A 19,034-nucleotide genomic window follows, 5' to 3' on the forward strand; every position below is an offset into this window, starting at 1 on the left:
TTTTGAAATAACATACTTTTATTTTCCATAAGCTGGGTCAACAACAACTGGTTCGCCTTGGCTATTTACAGTAACTATAGAATAAACACCATTTTGTTGTGGGTCTTTGAAACTAAATACATATCTATAATTGGCATTCTCACCTTCAATTGCATAGTCATTATACGTTTTATTACTACTGCCATATAAATTTGCTTCTTGTCTTGCTAAATCTAAAGCAGTTTGGAAGTTAGGTAATTGTTTTAATGCAGTTGATTGATTAACATTTGATTTTGATAAATTTCTAGCTACTGATGTGGCATTTTCTGATTGATATGGTGCTACGTAACCACTTGTACTTTGTGTTGATTGTGAAGATTGATTTGATGTTTTTTGATTGTTAGTATTACTAGCAGTTTGGTTTGAATTATTATTAGATGTATTCGCGTCATTCATATTATTAGATTGCTGAGTTGAATTGTCAGTACTTTTAGCTTGTTGATTTGAATCATTTCCACTATTATCATCTTGATTCTGACTTGTTGAATCATTACCACTTGTATTGTTTTGGTCATCGTTTTGATCATTATTTTGGTCATCTTTACTTTTTTCAGAATTCTTTTGATCATCTTTATTTGATGTTTTATTTTTTGAATGATCATTAGACTTCTTGTCCTTTTGTTCAGTTTTAGATGACTCATCTTTAGAGCTGTCTTTATCTTTGTTGCTATCATCATTCGAACATGCTGCGGCACCTAATAAAAGTGATAATGCCAACAAACTCGTATATAATTTTTTCATCAGTACAACCTCCTAAATAATATTTTTTATTTCCAAAACATCTTCTCACCCTTTTTGTATTTATCTCTTTTTTTAAATATATGAACACACCAATGTCTTGGTCTACAATTAAGCATGTATTTTTCATAAAAAGAAACGAATATAAAAAGGGTATAATATTTAATTACTCATAAATATTATACCCTAAATTTATTAATTTTTCGTGTTATTTTATTAAAGTTTATTCTTCAATATTTTTATGAATTAATTCACCAATATATTGTGATGCTTTACCATCATCTACTGAACAGAATCGATTATAAAAGGCATCAATTTTATCTTGATAATCATGTTGAACTTTATCTAAGTCTTTAAGTTGTTTAGCTAATCCGTATGGTTCAGTAAAAATAGGACCTGGTAAATCTTTTTTATAATCCATATAGAATCCACGTAAACCTTTATCATACTTGTCTATATCATATGCAAAGAAGAATTGTGGACGTTTTAAAATGCCGTAATCAAACATTACTGATGAGTAATCTGTGATTAGACAATCACTGACTAAGAATAATTCTGAAACATCATTATAATTTGATACATCGATAGCAAAGTTTTCAAATCCAGTTAAATCGATAGCATTTGAAATTAAATAATGCATACGTAATAAAATGACATAGTCTTCTCCTAAATCGTTGTATAGGTTGTCTAAGTCGATTTTTAATTCAAATAGATACTTACCTTTACTTACGAATTCATCATCTCTCCAAGTAGGTGCATACATGATGACTTTTTTATCTTCTGGAATGTTTAAATTCTTTTTGATTTCATTTTTAAATTCTTCGTCGTCTGCTCTATTTACTAAAACATCATTTCTAGGATATCCAATTTCTAAAATTCTTGGTTCATCCATCCAGAACGCACTTTTGAATATTTCTGATGAATATCTATTAGGTGAGATTAAATAATCCCATCTTGACGTTTCACGGTTGAAATTACGTTTATATTTTGGTGTTGTGGTACCTGGCATACGAACTACTTTCATATCATTTGCTAAACGTTTTAATGGTGTACCATGCCATGTTTGGATGTATGTTTGATTTTCTTTTTTATTTAAATATAAAGGCAATCTTGCATTTGAAACCCAGTGACTAGCTTCTGAATAAGCTTGATAAAATGCTTCTGAATTACGCTTAACCACTTCAGCGTCACCTGGGATAACATGGTTATTTGGGTTTTTAAATGACCATACATAACGATAATTTGGATAATATTTTTGCATATATTCATAAATATATTTTGGACTATCACTATAATTTTTACCACCGAATGATTCAAACACAATCGTTTTAGGTTTTACGTTTTCTTGTTTATCTGTTAATTCATAAACTGAACGATTTTTATTTTTATTACGTAAGACAATATTTTTCACATGTCTTAATGTTTTTCTGAACTGGTTAACTTGGAACGCTTTGTCAGTGTCATCATTAATCAGAAGAATCGTCTCAATTTTATTAATAAGATGTTGATGTTTGATTAAATTAACGTTTAAATAACGTGCTAATTCAACTAATGTTTCTTTGTGTGCAGCATATCTTTTCTTAATATCATGATGTGTTGGATCAAAATCTCTTGCAATTTGTTGTTCCAACTTGTCAATAATGAATGTTTTTGTTTCTTTAATTGTGACACGATTCATAGCATCGTAGAACATTTTGACATAATCTTCGAATAAAATATCAAAGTCTTGTTCACTCAATGTTGTACCTTCGAATGGGTCATATACTTCTCCTCGATAGTAGAAGGAGAAATTAGTAATTCTCATGAATTTATTTACATATTTAGAGTATTCGATGACGAAAGACCAATCCGTATATACACTCAAATCTTCGTTGAATTCCAATTGATGTGCTTTTACAATTGCTGTTCTAAAAATAATATTACAAGCTGTTTGCTTTCTTAAAAATGAATTTATATTACTTTTACCAACATAATAATTAACTTTTACTCTATCTAAATCAACAAATTGTGGCTTTTTAAGCGTAAACGAATGTATAGGAGCTATTAAACCATCAGTGAAATTAAATTTTTCCAAATAAAAAGTAATGGCATAAGATGCAAGTTCATCATCTGCATCTAAAAACATGAAATAAGGTGTTTCTACTTCTTTCATTGCAACATTACGAGCATGTGCATGTCCTTGATTCTCTTCTAATTTAATGTAATTGATTTTCTTATCATAATCTTTAAGTGACTCGTTCATTAATCTCTCAGTTTGATCGGTAGAACCATCGTTTACAATGATAACCTCAAAGTCCTGAGTACGTTGTTGCTTAATACTTTCTATACAATTTTGGATATATTCCTCTGAATTGTAATAAGTGACAATAATCGTCAATGAATGCATCTAATACGTCCTTTCCAACGATAAATCTTTTATTTATAACAATATATTTTAAACATAATTTAAAAAATTAACGTCATCATTATATCTGAATTTGAACTAAGATGCGAATATTTCAATACTTTTAATTGATTATAAAAGTCAATTATTTGAAATTATAATTCTTTTTCCATAATAATATCTCTATCAACAACATCACCTGTATAGAATTCATGTTGACCAGTCTGAACAAATCCTCTTGATTTATAAAATTGAATTGCATTTGGATTATGTTCCCACACACCAAGCCATATTTTAGATTTTCCAAATGATTTGGCTTTTTCTACAGCTAAATTAATCAATTCTTTACCTCTTCCTCCACCTTGATGAGTTTGATAGAAGTAAATACGTTGTACTTCTAGGTAATCTTCTCCATTAGGTTCAGTTTGTGCGTTATCAATATTAAATTTCGTATATCCAACAATTTCATTATTTTCTTTAAAAAAGTAATGGAAAGATTCGGGATTGTTTAATTCTGTTTTTAACTTTTCAATATTATATGCGTCCTCAAAAAACTTTTGTAAATTTTCTTCAGTATAATATGGTTTAAATGTTTCATAAAATGTATCAATAGCTATTTTTTGAAGTGCTTTAACATCTTCAATATTAATTTCTTCAATTTGTCTCATTATATGATAATCCCCCTTTAGTAATGCAATTTAACAATACTCTATATTATTTTTCAGAATATTTCATTTATTATATATTATAAACTAGAATAATTGAAGACGATTAAACTATTTTGAGTGAAATGCATTTAATATAACTACGACGATTAAATTACTACAAAAACCAAATTATTTATTGATAATCTTTATCAATAAGTATAAAGTTATAATTAATCAAGTACTATTATAAAGGATGATAAAAATGGAAAACATGTTTGTATTAGGAATCGCTGGACCAACAAGCCTTGTCATTATAAGTATTATTGCATTAATTATTTTTGGACCAACTAAATTACCTCAATTTGGTCGTGCTATTGGATCTACGTTAAAAGAATTTAAATCAGCTGCTGAAAATATAGATGAAGATTCTACAGAAACTCCCAGTAAATCTTCAAAATCACAACGTGAACAATCAAAATAGTGCTACTTTACTAGAGCACTTCACTGAATTAAGACAACGCTTAGTACGCGTACTCATATCATTTATTGTCGCAACTATTATCATTTATATATCGTCTCATTGGTGGATTAAACCTTTTTTACATTATATAAAGCGTTCAGATGTAACATTGCATACATTTTCTTTTACTGAAACGATTCAAATTTATATTATGATTATCTTTTCAGTAGCTGTATGTATCATCGCACCCATCATCTTCTACCAACTTTGGGCATTTATTGCACCAGGTTTACACCACTATGAACGCAAATTTATATATAAATATAGTATTTTTTGCGCTGGATTATTTTTAATTGGTGTTGTATTTGCCTTCTTTATTGGGTTTCCGCTTATTATTAATTTTTCAATTAATTTATCGGATGCTCTTAGTATTGAACCTATTATCGGTTTAAAGGCATACTTAGGTGAATTAATACGATGGTTACTTGTCTTTGGATTTTTATTCCAAATACCCGTGTTATTTATGGGATTAGCTCATTTTGGTTTGATAGATCCTCATCAATTAGGAAAATATCGTAAATATATTTACTTTGCTTGTTTTGTTGTAGCAAGTATTATAGCACCACCAGATTTAGTTCTTAATTTACTATTAACGTTACCTTTAATCATCTTATTTGAATTTAGTATGTTAATTGCTAAAATCACTTACAAAAGGCAAAAAATCTCGAATGAAGTCTAGTTATTATAACTTCACTCGAGATTCTTTTTTTATTTTTTACGTCTTTTTAAGACAAATGCAAGTATAAGTATGATTAAAATCACTTGTGCAATAATTGTTTCTACACTTGGATAAAAACCAATCCAACTAATTGTTGGTAAGCCTTCAATACTATGTTGGGACATATAACCTAGTAATTGTAATTTTTGAATACTTACACCTAACATTTTAAATGTCATAACAAATATTAATATGGATAATACTCTGAAAATAAAGCGTACTGGGATTAATTTAACAATAAATCTAAATGCAAAAGCAAAGATAACTAGTATTACTATTGCTAGTGCTATACCTAGAATAAAATCTTTTGTAGTGATACTACCTATCATACCCATATAGAATATGATAACTTCAACGCCTTCTCTTAATACTGAGATAAGACCAATAGTACCGAGAAGTATTAAGTTTCCATTGCTCATTGCACTGTTATACATATTTTGAATCATTTCATTCCAACGTTGTGCATTAGATCGACGATGCATCCAAATACCTACAATGTACATTAAGACAACAGCAACAATGCCGAGCACCGATTCCATACCTTCTCTGACAACGCCATTATTACCTATTGTATAAATAAAGGCAATACCTAGACCAATACTTAAAGCAAGCCCTAATAATCCACCACCAATAACACTTGATGTACCTTTAACATCATTAACTTTACGTGTCATTGTTGTTAACGTCATGATAATTAATAAGACTTCTAGACCTTCTCTTAAGAAAATAATCATTACATCAACAAAAGAATATTCACCTTGACCAACTGTATCTTTAATTTCTGTATTCATTTCTTGTAGACCTTTTTTCACACGATCTTTATTTGAATCATCTAAAATACTTTGGTAATAAGGAATTTTGTCTTCTATTTTAGTGTATAAGCTACTATTTTTAGTTTGAATTTTACCCTCAACGTAAGGCCATATTTTAACAAATCTTGATAATGACGCATCTGCTTTATCTAAATCATTATCATTGATTCCAGCGATAGCTTTATCTAATTCATCATTAAGTTGAGTTACTTTGTATTTATCTGAATCTGTATCAGATTGCTTTTGATCAACAGTATCAATACTATCTTTAAATGTAGACCATGTAGATTTAACTTTATCCACATCTAAAGGTTCTTTTTGCACTGCAACTCGTAATTGCATTAAGTTCACTTCGATTTGGCCATATTTCCCGTCATCATAATTACGAATAACGGTTTCATTACTTGTCCAAATTGTATTCAGTTGATTGTTAAGCGATTGTAACTCTGTTTGATTTTTATCTTTGATTGCTTTTTTCATTGGTGCATCTTTTGCATCAACTGCTTGCTTTAACTCTTTGATTTTTCCTGAAGCATCTTTTGAAGATTGTTTATCTTCATAAGCAATAAGCGCCTTTGTTAACTCAGAAAGTTTATCAGCTTTAGTTTCATCTGATGAAGCATTTTCAACTTCCTTCAACTTACTGTTAACTTTCTTGCCTTCTTTACTATTTTTTATTTTTAAAGATTTGATTTCTTTTTTTACTTCTTTTAGTGCTTTAGATTTATCTGATGCACTTTTATCTTTATCTTCTATTGTTGATTTTGCATCTGTAATAGCAACATATGTTTCGCTCATTGAAGAAGTTTCGGCATAAGCAGGCGCAAACTTAAAGATAGTTAACCCAAGAATGATAATAGTAACAATCTTAATTAAATAGCGATTCACCTAGGTAGCCTCCCTTTTGTACACCTGGTAATACAATAAATGTTGCAGTTCCTCTATGTGTAATATATTCATTCAATTTGTCTTGATGTCCTAGATGATTTTGAATATCAATGAATTGTTGTGGAGACTTTTGGAAACAAATAAATAGTAGACCTGTTTCTAAGTTTCCTGTTTTCTCATTTGTTCCTGCCGTATAGTTATATGCACGTCTTTTTATTGACGTTTTAGCCTCTTTCGCTAAACGCGCATGTGCATCTTTAGGAATAACATATTCCCCTGTACTATCTTTAGCTTTAAGATCCATTTCATCAAATTCTTTTTTACCTGTTAACGGTGCACCAGAAGCTCTTTTTCTACCAAATGTAGCTTCTTGTTCTTCTAGTGCTGTACGATCCCACGTTTCAATATGAATTTGAATTCTACGTATAATGCAATATGTACCATTTTTAGCCCAACCATCATCAATATATACATAATCCTTATATTCATTTGTTTTGCGTGGATTGACTGTACCATCTTTAAATGCCATTAAGTTTCTAGGTGTTTCTTTTCCTTTGACTGATACAAAACCATTTTGAGACCATTTCACTTTGATTAAATCTCTAAATGGACGAATTAAATTATGCACAGCATGAAACGTTACCTGTTCATCATTTGAACATGCTTGAATCATGATATCGCCATCACTGTAATCATCTGTAATTTGGTCATTAGGGAAATGCGGTAAATCTTTATAATCTTTTCTAATTTTATTAGAAAGACCTAATTTTTTTAAAAATGATTTACTTACTCCAAAAGTGATGGTTAATTTACTGGCACCTAATCCAATAGCTTCACCTGTATCAACAGGTGGTAATAATGGATTTTTACTATCCTTTTCTACTGCATCGCCATCTGTCATATTGGCAGCCATCTTAGTCCATTCTTTAAACATATCTTTGATTGCATTTTTATCTTTAGATTTCAGTTCTAAAGATACGAAATTACAAGTTTTCTGAGTTGGTGTAGTAACACCCGCTTGCACTTTACCATAAAACTCGTAAGCATCTTTTTCTTCATCTTCTGGAGTGTCAAACATTGATTTAAATGAAAATACACTTCCTGCACCACTAGCACCTATAACGACACCGGCGCCACCTATACCCATCATTTTTAAAAATGATCGTCTAGTTACAGATGATGACTTTTGATTGTCTAGTTTACTCATTCAGTAACCACGGCCATTTTACTTAGCGGTTCTCCTAATGAATTCACAGCATCTGAAAGTGCTTTTCTATCTTTCTTAGTTACATCATTATATGATTTATAGCCATCGCCATCTTTATATTTATCTAGTAATTCATTTACTTTATCAAAGTTCTTTTGAATATCTGCACTTAATTTTTTATCTTTTTTCTCTAAAGTTGGTTTGAATAACTCATAGATTTTTTGTGCTCCTTCAATATTAGCTTTGAAGTCATATAAGTCTGTGTGTGAATAAATTTCTTCTTCACCAGTAATTTTAGAAGTAGATACTTCGTTTAATAAATCTACTGAACCTTGTAGCATTAATTTAGGTGTAATATCTAAAGTATCTGCTTTGGCGTGTAATTCTTTGGCATCTTTAAGTAATTGTTTAGCATCTTTTTTAGTTGTATCATCAATTTTGTTGTCTTGGTAAAGTTGCTTTTCAATTTTATGATAACCAGTCCATTCGTCCTCTTTCTTTTCTTCTTTCATATCTGCTAAACGCGCATCAATTTTAGGATCTAAATCACCAAAAGCTTCTGCAACTGGTTCAGAACGTTCATAATACATACGTACTTTAGGATATAATTCTTTAGCTTTATCCATATCATTGTTATCAATAGCATCTACAAATTGTTGTGTTCCTTTTAAGAACTCGTCTAATTGTTTGTCTGTGTATTTTTCATATTTTTTAGTAGCCTCTTTTAATTCGGCTTTATTTCCACTATCATTATTGCTCTTATTAGAACTATCTTTACTACTATCTCCGTTATTTCCACACGCTGCTAAAAGTAATGACGACGTTAATAAAATCATTGGTAATTTTTTCATTATTACACCCCTACATAAATTTTTATTATTAAAAACAACTAGTCGCAATTGATAATCATTATCAAAATAATTATATGTTTCTCCTTTAATTGTGTCAATAACAATTCTTTTCAAAATTTATGAAACACTTTTTTTAACAATTTTATTTCTAAAACTTTATGACAATTCGTCACAATTTATATTAAAATAGTCGTGGCTAATTTTTGTCATTTTAAATTAAGGAAAGTTTTTATCATTTTAATAAGTAGAAGAAAACTTTATAATGAAGGTCATAAATATTGAAGGAGTGAACTTATAGTGTCAGAAAAATTTAAAGCTTATCTCGTAGATAGAGACGATGAAGGAAACGTCTCTTCAGATTTTAAGCAACTTACAGTAGATGATTTACCTGAAGGTGATGTACTGATTAAAGTACATTATTCAAGTATTAACTATAAAGATGCATTAGCTACTCAAAATAACAATGCAATTGTAAAACAATACCCAATGGTACCGGGTATCGATCTATCTGGTGAAATTGTTGAATCAAATGCACCAGGCCATTATGTAGGTGATAAAGTTATAGTAACTAGTTATGATTTAGGCGTAAGTCATTTTGGAGGATATAGTGAGTATGTTCGAGTTAAAAGCGAGTGGATTATTGATTTACCAGAGGATTTAACTTTAGAAGAAGCAATGATCTATGGAACAGCAGGCTATACTGCAGGATTAGCCATCGAACGTCTAGAAAATGATGGAATGACTATTGAAAAAGATAGTGTACTTGTCAGAGGTGCTTCTGGTGGTGTAGGTATGTTATCTGTTTTAATGTTAAATAAATTAGGTTATGACGTAGTTGCTAGTACTGGACGTAAAGATGTAGATGATAAATTAAAAGCGATTGGTGCTAACGAAGTTATCGATCGTTTACCTGAATATGATCATAAGCCTCTAGCATCTAGAACATGGCAAGCAGCCATCGATCCTGTAGGTGGTGATAGTTTATCTAATATTGTAAATAGACTCGATAATAATGGTAGTGTCGCAGTAATCGGCATGACTGGTGGTACTAAATTTGAAAGTTCTGTCTTTCCACTTATTTTAAGAGGCATAAGTGTATTAGGTATTGATTCGGTATTCACTCCTATCAAATTGCGTAAATTAGTTTGGCGTCGTCTAGCCAAAGATTTAAAACCAAAACAACTGCATGATATTAAAGATGTCATTTCATTTGAAGATTTACCAAAAGGTATCGAACGTGTGATGAATCATCAACACATGGGTCGTATCATCATTGACTTTGGTGTTAAATAAACCTTAAAAATAAAATAAAGACGTGCTCGTTCAATATAATGTAAACTCAAAAAGTTAGATTAAAAGTTCTAAATTTTTGAAGTTCATTACAATGATGAGTACGTCTTTTTATTATCCTAAAATAGGATATACATACCTGTTGAATGGGGTTCAGTAGACTGGAACCCAAATTTTTCATATAGTTTATCAGCTGGATAATCGGCCATTAAGCTTACATATGTACCTGTTACAGCATTTTCTTCCACATATTTCATAATATGTTCCATAATTGTACGGCCATAACCTTGTCCTTGATAATCAGGATGTAGTGCTACATCGACAACTTGAAGTGTAGTACCACCATCACCGGTAACTCTTCCCATCCCTATCAAAGTTTTATCATCATACAATGTGACATTGAAACATCCATTCGGCAATCCTTTTTGTGCCGCTTCTACCGACTTAGCACTCATTCCTGCATCTACTCTTAATTTCAAATAATCATCTACAGATGGTGCTTCATATTTAATGTTTATCATTTTGTTCCCCCGTTTTATATTAATATAGATATTGATTCATAATTTCTTTGTTTGATTCTTTAAATATTTCATTATGACTTGAAACATATCCTTCTGCAGCAGCATCAGGTTGGATATAAGTTTTAGCAAGGTTAGCAGCATTACCTGCGTCACTAAACGCACTTGCAATCAAATGAACCTTAGCTTCATGATGAACAATATCGCCACAAGCGTAGATGCCAGGAATATTAGTCGTTGTATTTCCAAATCCTTTTACTCGATATTCATCATACAACTCAAATTGAGACGTACAATCTTTTAATAATGGATTTTCATGATCGAATCCATGACTTATAATAACATCATCAAATGAATGAGTCGAAGTTAAACCGGTTTGTAAGTTAGTTAATTTAACTTGATGAATATAATTGTCTTCGTCGTTACCAATCAGTTCACTAATTTGTGTATAAGGTATCAACTGAACGCCTAAATCTTCAAGCACCTTAGTCATCGCTTCATAACCAGTTATCTCTGGTTTTCTATAAACTACGGTCACACTTTCAGCTATTTTAGCAATATCTCTCGCCCAATCTAATGCTGTGTTACCCCCTCCAGAAATAAGCACATGTTTGTCTTTAAATCTAGAGAATGATTGTACAACATAATGTAAGTTTGTAAGTTGATAACGCTCAGCACCTTTAATTTTCAGTGGTTTGGGATTAATAATACCTCCACCAATAGCAAAAATTACAGCTTTTGAATGATATACTTGTCCTTCTTCAGTTTCTATTTCAAAATGTCTTTCGTCTATTTTTCTTATATCAATAACACGTTCATTTAAATTCACTTTGGGATTAAAATGTAGGCCTTGCTGAATCATATCTTTAATGACTTCATGACACGGCTTAGGTGCTACGCCACCAATATCCCAAATTATTTTCTCTGGATACACTTGCATCTTACCACCAAGCTTATCTTGAACATCAATAATTCTCACAGACATACCTCTAAGCCCGGAATAAAAGCTAGCAAATAAACCTGCTGGACCGCCACCTATAATTGTAACGTCTTCCATTTAGTTTCCCCCTATTTAAACACTGTAAATAACATTTATATCATTTCTAAATGAAAATAATTATCATTCAATACTTTTACATTATACTATAAGGTATTTTACATATGAAGCAAATCATTTTATAAAAAAACTCGTGAGTCACTACCACTCACGAGCTGAAATTAATCTTTAGGTTCTTTAATGATTGCTTGTCTTAATAAGAAAAATAGTATTAATAATGCTGCTAACATAGCAGTATGACCCATTCCTGCAAATCCAGGGAATGAAGCCGGTACTGTTTTTCCTAATACTTGATAAGTACCTTTAACTGTCATCATACCAACTGTTACTAGTACACCGATATGATATATAACAAAGAACCAATTAAATAAATAATAACTACTTAATTTAAATGACTTTTCTAATGATAATAGTAATAAAAACATAAACATACCTAAAATCAATGTATGTGTATGTACTAATGATAATTGTGTATCACCCGTAAAATGATGTGCTTTAGTTAGTTCTCTATAATAAAACCCACTAAATAATCCAATAATCATGTAAAAAAGAAATGAGTATAATAATCTTCGCATGATTCTTCCTCCCTCACGATTATATTATAAAACATATTCATTATTATGAAAGTGACAAAACAACAAATATTTAAGTTATAAAAGAGGACACGACCTATCAAAATCGCATCCTCTATGTTTAATTATTTTTTTGATTTTTTGAAAATAGCTACTAGAGAAAGTAAAATTGCTACAATTGATACAACCCATAACGCGATAGAACTACCACTTGTTGATGATTCATCACTTTGTGAACCAGTTGGGTTAGCCCCTTTTTTCACTGTTGTAATTGGTGCTGGGTGTTCACTATCTTCTTTACCGTCCCATTTAACAACATCGCCATTGTCATATGTTTGAACAGCTTTCCATTTAAAGCTACCTTCTTTATCTGGATTAGCTGCAACAATTGGGAATTCTATAAATTCATTAGGACCGATACCCTTACCAGTCGCTTTCCAAGTTACTTTAGTAATGTTACCTTTTTTATCTTTTTCAAATGAATGCTTAAATCCTTCAACTGGTGCTACATTCTCAAGATTAACGCCTTTTGGTACAGTTAATTCAACTTTTACCGTATTGTCATTTTGTTCAACTGGCACTCTCACATCATATTTATCATAAGATTCTGGTTCGCTTTCATTTGGATTTAAAGTTACATGTGCATCTGCAACCTTAAAAATTCCTAACGTAAAAAATAAAATAAAACTCATTGAAATTAATTTTTTTAACATAATTCGGCTCCTTAACCTGGTATATTGATTTGACTCATTATCACACCTACGAATATAAGTATGATTCCTATAATTAATTCTATTATTAACGTCACTTTATTAACTTGTTGACGTTTACCTAAAGCTTTCGTGGTTTGATATAAACCTAAAGCCATCATTATTAATGTACCAATGACTTTTACAAGTATTAGTATTGTCCATGTTTGCATGTTGGACCAAATTGCTAAAATATTCGTTTCATCAATAGCCATTAACACACCTGAAATAATTATCATTGCAACAGCAATAGTATTCACCTTAAATAGCATTGAACGTATATTTTTTAACCGCTCAGATGAATTGTTATTCACCATATACCAAACAAGATATGCAAGTGCACCTAACCATAATGTCATACCTGCAATATGTATCGTTCTAATTGCGATAGACCAAATTGGAATTGATTGAGACCACGCATGACCAGACATACTTATTGTTAGTATCATTACTATTGAAACTAGCCAATACCAAATTCGATCCATATTTCTAATTATAATCAAAGCATATAATACTATCATTGCAATTGAACTTAAAATAAATGGAAATTGCATTAAAACATCAATTTTAAGTGATAATATAGCATCTACAACATCTGAGGTTAATGTCATCATGTATAACAATAATGCCATTATATACGCCATTATCATCATAAATGAAATACTCATTTGTTTAGGAAATAATTCAAATGAATGTAATTGCCGACGTTTAGCAATACCGTTTAACCAAAACAGACCTACTAAAATAATGGTTGTTCCTTCAGCAATATATCTCATTACTCCAAACCAAAAACTTGGTTCTGCATAAAAAGCGCTAGATGTATCTATATCTTTGGCAGTTACTTTACCTACCGAAAATTCAAATTAATCTCCTACTTCATGCCCGTCAGCTGAGATGGCTTGCCATTTAATAGTATGCGTACCTTTACCAACTTTATCTGGTGAAAACGTTAAAGTTTTTGCCCAGCCAGATGTTGATGGCTTAACTTTACCTAATTCCTTACCTTCATCATTATATAAAGTGATATTGGAATACTTCGAATTTACTGGTTCATTAAATTCTAATTCAATTTCTTCAGGCATTTGTTTTACAACGCCATCTTGCTTAGGATTCGTCTTTTCTAATGTTGCATGAGCTGAAGCTTGATTCATCATGGAAGGTAACAAAGAAAGAAAAAACATCACCATTACGGCAATAATAATCTTAGGGTACTTATTAATATGTACCATCGAACCCCCCTTATCTAAATAACTCGTAAATTATTCCATATTACATCATAACGATTACTACTTTAATTCACAATAATATTGAAAATTGTTCATTATTTAGTCACAAAAGAAAAAGGACAACCATCATTTTAATAATAATGATTGTCCCTTTATTTACAATTATTCTTCTAATAAAGCTTCTTTATCAACTGTTAATTTATTTCTTAATAAGTAAACGATTAACATCGCTGCTAAAGCACATAATGTTTCTGCAATTAATAGTGACCATACTACCCCTGTTAAACCAAACAAACTATTCATGACAAATAATACTGGAATGATTACTGTACCTTGTAAAATAGCCATAATTGTTGCACCGCGACCTTGTCCAGTCGCTTGTAACATACCAGTGAATAAGAAACCAATACCATTTAATAATAAAGATGTCATTGTCACTTGTAACATGAATGTAGCAAGATCAACGATGTGTGGATCTGTACTAAATAATTGAATGATTTGGTGACCAAACACAAATACTATAATCATACTTACTGCAAAAATCGCAAAGATAGAAATGATAACAGCTTTAACCGTATCTTTCATTCTTGATTTATTAGCAACAAAATTATAAGCAATCAAAGGTACAACGCCTTCACTTAATCCCATAATAATTAGTTCTGGAAATTGTACTAATCTAAATTGAATACCATAACTGGCAATAGCATAGTTACCATAATTAGCTAAAAACAAATTCAATACTAATCCAGTTACACCCATAAGTACAACCATTAAGAAAGCTGGAATACCAATTTTGAAAATTTCTGCCATCATTTCTTTATTTGGTTTAACAAATTTAACATTTACAGAAAGTGATTCAATTTTTTTCATAAAATAAAGAATAAAGAATATTGCAGCTACTAAGTTTGAAATTGCAGTACCTAAAGCAGCACCAACTACATTTAAATCAAAACCGAAAATAAAAATCGGATCTAAAATCATATTTAATACAACACTTGCTAACATTCCTACCATAGAAACTATTGGTGCTCCCACTGCACGTGCAAATTGTTCTAAAATAAAGAATAAAATAACAAATGGGGAACTTAAGAACATAATTCTTAAATAATCACTTGTAAATTTGATTGTTTCACCGTGTGCTCCTAAAACTTGTGCAATTTGATCAGTAAACGGTAATGTCACTAATGCAATAATGACGCCAAGTAATAATCCTCCATACATTGAAAAGCTACTAACGTATTTACTTTTACTGTAATCTTTGGCTCCTAATAATCGTGAAATATAAGTTCCACCCCCTACACCAAATAGATTACCGAATCCCATTAATGCAGCAAATATTGGTAATGTTAGTGATATTGCTGAAATCATATGGCTATCATCTAAAAATCCTATGAAATATACATTTAAAATCCCATAAATTACACTTAATAAACTTCCTATCATCATTGGTAATGAGAAATGCATCATTGCTTTAAATATTGGTGCTTTTTCAAAAAAATACAATTGTTCGTCTTTCATTATTCTTACTCCCTTTTAATTAGATGGCTAACAGTTAGATTTCTAACTATATATCGAAAAATATAGTGGCTATTACTCTAAATAATAACCACACATTATTTCAAGTTTTTCATCATTTGTTCTATAATTTCTTTAAATTTCAGTTGATCTTCATCTGAGATATTTAATAGTAATCTTTCTTCAATTTCATCAAATACTTTAGTAAAAGATTCTACTAGTTCTAGACCTTCGTCCGTTAATTTCAAAATTTTACTACGTGTATCTTCTGGATTAACTTTCCTAAAAACTAAATGATTTGCTTCTAGATTTTTTATTATACTGCTGACCGTTGAACCTTTTCTACCAAAGAATTCCATTAATTCTTTTTGCGATATACCTTTTTCTTGATAACGATATATATATCCTAATGTATGACTTTGTTCTTGTGTAATTCCAAAATCATCTAATCGTCGATCTGCATAATTCTTCATCTCATGCGCTAAGCTTCTTAATAGAAATTGATATGTCACTTCCATCGCTTCACCTCATTTAGTTAGATATCTAATGAATATATTAACACGGTTTTCAAAAATTACAACCGATATATTAAAGTTCTAATTTTCTGATTATTTATCGTTTATTTTAAAATATAAAGAAGGTAATCTCTATATCATTTGTAATAGAAATTACCTTCTTTATTAGTCTGATAACATAATGTCTTAGACCTTTTAAAAATTACAATATTTAATTAGTGATTAACACGTTTCCAAACTAATTTTTGGTTTGGCACATTACCATTAACAATGCTTAAAGTGTCACCTTCAAGTTCGAATAAACGTGGTTGTGTATCGCCTAACCAAGTTGGGTTCATACTTACTTCCATAGTGTGATAAACTGTTGAATTTTCTTCATCTAATTCATATTTACCTGAGTAAGCAACATAACCATGTGCAGCTTCTGCCATTTCATCTTTTGTACCAGTGTGTAAGTCACCAGAAGCATAAGCAGATCTACCTTGTTGCATTAATTGAGCTGACATATAACCATCTGGATTATACATAATAAAACCAGTTGCATCTTTACCTAAAGGATAGAAGATATTACCATTTTCATCTTCATCTTGATAATTAACTAATGCCCATGTTCCAATTAATTGTTCTTTTAAATTACTCATATTTATTCCTTCTTTCTATAGATTTTGAAATAATGAATTATGCGTTAGAGCCACCAGATACACTAATAGTTTCACCAGTAATAGCTGAAGCACCATCAGAAGCTAAGAATAGAACAGTATCAGCAATTTCATGTGGTTCTAATAAACGATTCATTGGCATTTTACCAGTGATATATTTTTCCATAGCTTCTTGTTCTGTTGAATTATCTTGTTCTGCTAAGTTAGCAAGTTGATTTTCAATTAATTTAGTACGAACTGGTCCTGGTAAAACTGCATTTGATGTAATACCAAATTTAACAGTTTCTAGTGCTACAGTTTTAGCAAATCCGATTTGAGCAAATTTTGAAGCTACATATGCAGATTTGAATGGGTCTGCCATTTCACCATGTGCTGAAGAAATAGTGATGATACGTCCTTTTTCTTGTTGTTTCATACTTGGGATTGTATGTTTTGTCATTAAGAATGTACCTGTTTGAATAACACCTAATACTTGGTTCCATTTTTCTAATGGGAAGTCTTCAACTTTAGAAATAAATTGGATACCTGCGTTATTAACTAATACATCAATTTCACCATATTTACTTCTAATGTCAGCGATAGCAGATTTAATAACTTCTTCATCTGTTACGTCAACTTGATAAGCTACACCATTTTCTAATGAGTCTGCTGCTTTTTCAGCTGCATCTTTACTCATATCAAAGATAAATACACGATCGCCTTGTTTATCAAATCCTTGTGCGATTGCGTAGCCAATTCCTTGTCCTGAACCTGTTACAATTACGTTTCTAGTCATATTAAATTCCTCCTAAAATGTTTATATAAATGCGGATGCGATGATTACAACAATAAGCGCTAATAAATTGGCACCCGTATTAGTAATAAATAAATATTTAAAGCCATTTTTGTGATTTAAACCTGTCAATGCGAATAGTGTTAATACAACACCAGTATGTGGCATAACAGTAAATACAGAAGAAGACATTACTGCAACTCTGTGAATTGTATCAGGGTCAATACCCATATCAACATACTGTTTACCAAATGCTTGCATGACAATACCTAATGAACCTGAAGCAGAACCTGTTATAATACCGAATAACGCAGAAGCTACAGATAAACTTATTAATGGATTTCCTGGTATATTTAATATTAAAGATTTAATACTTGAAAATCCTGGTGCTAAAGTAACTACTGTACCAAATGCAATTGCAGAAGCAGTTAAGAACATTGGTGTTACTGAACTACCAGCACCTTCGTTAATAACTTCTCTATGGATATTGATGTGTTTATGGAATAAAATGGCAGATAAAATAATTGAAATAGCTAAACTAATAAGAATAACGTTATCAATTTTTAATATACTACCAATAATATTGATAATAATTAACACAACGATAGGTAAAATACTTAGATAAAAATTAGGTGTAGATTTTTCTTCATTTTCTAAATCTAAATTACTCGTATTAAAATCATCAAAAGTTTCACCTTTTGCAAGACTTTTATTTAATGCATGTTTCATGTACCATAAACCAAATACTATGGCAACGATTGTTCCAATGATTCCTAATAAAGGTGCTGCTGTTAATGTTGTACCCAAATATTTAGTTGGTACAACATTTTGTACTGAAGGTGTACCTGGTAACATTGTCATAGTAAATGTTCCTAAACCTAACATGATAGGAATACAAATCAAATTCCATGCAATATTCAATTGTTTGAATAAAGGTTTTGCTAAAGGCACGATAACGAAGACAACCACGAATAAGCTAATGCCTCCGTATGTTAAAATTGCAGTGATTAAAAATATAGAAACTAATATAGAATATGGATTGCTAGTACCAATTTTACTAATTATTTTAGAGGCGATAGAATGTGCTGCGCCACTTTGATCCATGTATTTTGCAAGTAATGAACCAAGTAAGAACACGCCAAAGAAACTAATAATAAATTGAGCCAATCCAGTAATATATGATTCTTTAGTTCCAATTAAGGAATTAAAGAAAGGTAAACCGTTTGTTAAAATAACAATAATTGAAGCAATTGGACCTACTATTAAAATAGAATATCCATTCATTGAGAAATAGATAATGAATAATATCCCGATAATAATACCAATTGTACCGATGATTTCCATATTGGCCCTCCCTT

The 19,034-nt window shown here is 30.6% G+C and carries 18 protein-coding genes and 1 pseudogene; 3 read left to right on the forward strand and 16 right to left on the reverse strand.

Features of this window, described 5'->3' with window-relative positions; all coding sequences use genetic code 11:
- Window positions 1-18 precede the first annotated feature (18 nt).
- The 3 genes from GVY01_RS08735 to GVY01_RS08745 all read right to left on the reverse strand — a co-directional run bounded on the left by GVY01_RS08735 (window position 19) and on the right by GVY01_RS08745 (window position 3,831).
- Entirely contained in the window at window positions 19-780 is a 762-nt protein-coding gene (locus GVY01_RS08735; RefSeq protein ID WP_017636812.1) for a hypothetical protein, read from the reverse strand.
- A 220-nt stretch (window positions 781-1,000) separates the two neighbouring features.
- Window positions 1,001-3,163: a bifunctional glycosyltransferase/CDP-glycerol:glycerophosphate glycerophosphotransferase gene (locus tag GVY01_RS08740; protein WP_017636813.1), complete on the reverse strand. Its 2,163-nt coding sequence runs from the start codon at window positions 3,161-3,163 to the stop codon at window positions 1,001-1,003.
- 152 nt (window positions 3,164-3,315) lie between these two features.
- Window positions 3,316-3,831 (reverse strand): GNAT family N-acetyltransferase, encoded by a 516-nt coding sequence (locus tag GVY01_RS08745; RefSeq protein ID WP_196793771.1) that lies wholly within the window; start codon window positions 3,829-3,831, stop codon window positions 3,316-3,318.
- A 238-nt stretch (window positions 3,832-4,069) separates the two neighbouring features.
- Between GVY01_RS08745 and tatA the strand changes: the two genes are divergently transcribed.
- Together tatA and tatC are read left to right on the forward strand one after the other, a co-directional pair.
- Window positions 4,070-4,288: a twin-arginine translocase TatA/TatE family subunit gene (gene tatA / locus GVY01_RS08750; RefSeq protein WP_017636815.1), complete on the forward strand. Its 219-nt coding sequence runs from the start codon at window positions 4,070-4,072 to the stop codon at window positions 4,286-4,288.
- On the forward strand, window positions 4,272-5,006 hold the full coding sequence (gene tatC, locus GVY01_RS08755; RefSeq protein WP_017636816.1) for a twin-arginine translocase subunit TatC: 735 nt from the start codon (window positions 4,272-4,274) through the stop codon (window positions 5,004-5,006). Before tatA ends, tatC begins: the two co-directional genes overlap by 17 nt.
- Window positions 5,007-5,035: 29 nt before the next feature.
- Here tatC and GVY01_RS08760 read toward each other — a convergent pair whose 3' ends face one another.
- From GVY01_RS08760 to efeO, 3 genes are read right to left on the reverse strand one after another with little or no spacing between them, the layout of a single operon-like run.
- On the reverse strand, window positions 5,036-6,745 hold the full coding sequence (locus GVY01_RS08760) for an FTR1 family protein (protein ID WP_159333725.1): 1,710 nt from the start codon (window positions 6,743-6,745) through the stop codon (window positions 5,036-5,038).
- Entirely contained in the window at window positions 6,726-7,952 is a 1,227-nt protein-coding gene (gene efeB, locus GVY01_RS08765) for an iron uptake transporter deferrochelatase/peroxidase subunit (protein WP_017636818.1), read from the reverse strand. Before efeB ends, GVY01_RS08760 begins: the two co-directional genes overlap by 20 nt.
- Window positions 7,949-8,803 (reverse strand): iron uptake system protein EfeO, encoded by an 855-nt coding sequence (gene efeO / locus GVY01_RS08770; protein WP_029055778.1) that lies wholly within the window; start codon window positions 8,801-8,803, stop codon window positions 7,949-7,951. Before efeO ends, efeB begins: the two co-directional genes overlap by 4 nt.
- A 297-nt stretch (window positions 8,804-9,100) precedes the next feature.
- On the opposite strand from efeO, the gene GVY01_RS08775 reads away from it, so the two are divergent.
- Window positions 9,101-10,096, forward strand: a complete 996-nt coding sequence (locus GVY01_RS08775; protein WP_108016974.1) for an acrylyl-CoA reductase family protein — start codon at window positions 9,101-9,103, stop codon at window positions 10,094-10,096.
- A 116-nt stretch (window positions 10,097-10,212) separates the two neighbouring features.
- Here GVY01_RS08775 and GVY01_RS08780 read toward each other — a convergent pair whose 3' ends face one another.
- From GVY01_RS08780 to GVY01_RS08825, 10 genes and pseudogenes are all read right to left on the reverse strand, one after another.
- Complete coding sequence (locus GVY01_RS08780; RefSeq protein WP_017636821.1) at window positions 10,213-10,614, reverse strand: GNAT family N-acetyltransferase; 402 nt, start codon at window positions 10,612-10,614, stop codon at window positions 10,213-10,215.
- Window positions 10,615-10,633: 19 nt separating this feature from the next.
- On the reverse strand, window positions 10,634-11,668 hold the full coding sequence (locus GVY01_RS08785) for an NAD(P)/FAD-dependent oxidoreductase (RefSeq protein WP_017636822.1): 1,035 nt from the start codon (window positions 11,666-11,668) through the stop codon (window positions 10,634-10,636).
- Window positions 11,669-11,829: 161 nt separating this feature from the next.
- Window positions 11,830-12,243 (reverse strand): DUF2871 domain-containing protein, encoded by a 414-nt coding sequence (locus tag GVY01_RS08790; protein ID WP_017636823.1) that lies wholly within the window; start codon window positions 12,241-12,243, stop codon window positions 11,830-11,832.
- A gap of 122 nt (window positions 12,244-12,365) precedes the next feature.
- Window positions 12,366-12,953, reverse strand: coding sequence for a YcnI family protein (locus GVY01_RS08795; protein ID WP_017636824.1), 588 nt, complete (start codon window positions 12,951-12,953; stop codon window positions 12,366-12,368).
- A gap of 11 nt (window positions 12,954-12,964) precedes the next feature.
- Window positions 12,965-14,218: pseudogene (locus GVY01_RS12635) on the reverse strand (copper resistance CopC/CopD family protein).
- A 159-nt stretch (window positions 14,219-14,377) separates the two neighbouring features.
- Window positions 14,378-15,733, reverse strand: coding sequence for an MATE family efflux transporter (locus tag GVY01_RS08805; protein WP_017636826.1), 1,356 nt, complete (start codon window positions 15,731-15,733; stop codon window positions 14,378-14,380).
- A 95-nt stretch (window positions 15,734-15,828) separates the two neighbouring features.
- Window positions 15,829-16,248, reverse strand: a complete 420-nt coding sequence (locus tag GVY01_RS08810) for a MarR family winged helix-turn-helix transcriptional regulator (RefSeq protein WP_017636827.1) — start codon at window positions 16,246-16,248, stop codon at window positions 15,829-15,831.
- A gap of 212 nt (window positions 16,249-16,460) precedes the next feature.
- Complete coding sequence (locus GVY01_RS08815) at window positions 16,461-16,886, reverse strand: lipocalin-like domain-containing protein (RefSeq protein WP_017636828.1); 426 nt, start codon at window positions 16,884-16,886, stop codon at window positions 16,461-16,463.
- 37 nt (window positions 16,887-16,923) lie between these two features.
- On the reverse strand, window positions 16,924-17,679 hold the full coding sequence (locus GVY01_RS08820; protein ID WP_017636829.1) for an SDR family NAD(P)-dependent oxidoreductase: 756 nt from the start codon (window positions 17,677-17,679) through the stop codon (window positions 16,924-16,926).
- Between the two features lie 21 nt (window positions 17,680-17,700).
- Entirely contained in the window at window positions 17,701-19,020 is a 1,320-nt protein-coding gene (locus GVY01_RS08825; protein ID WP_017636830.1) for a GntP family permease, read from the reverse strand.
- Window positions 19,021-19,034 lie beyond the last annotated feature (14 nt).

The sequence above is a fragment of the Staphylococcus sp. 8AQ genome (assembly GCF_902506595.1).
In the GTDB taxonomy this organism is placed as follows: Bacteria; Bacillota; Bacilli; order Staphylococcales; family Staphylococcaceae; genus Staphylococcus; species Staphylococcus pasteuri.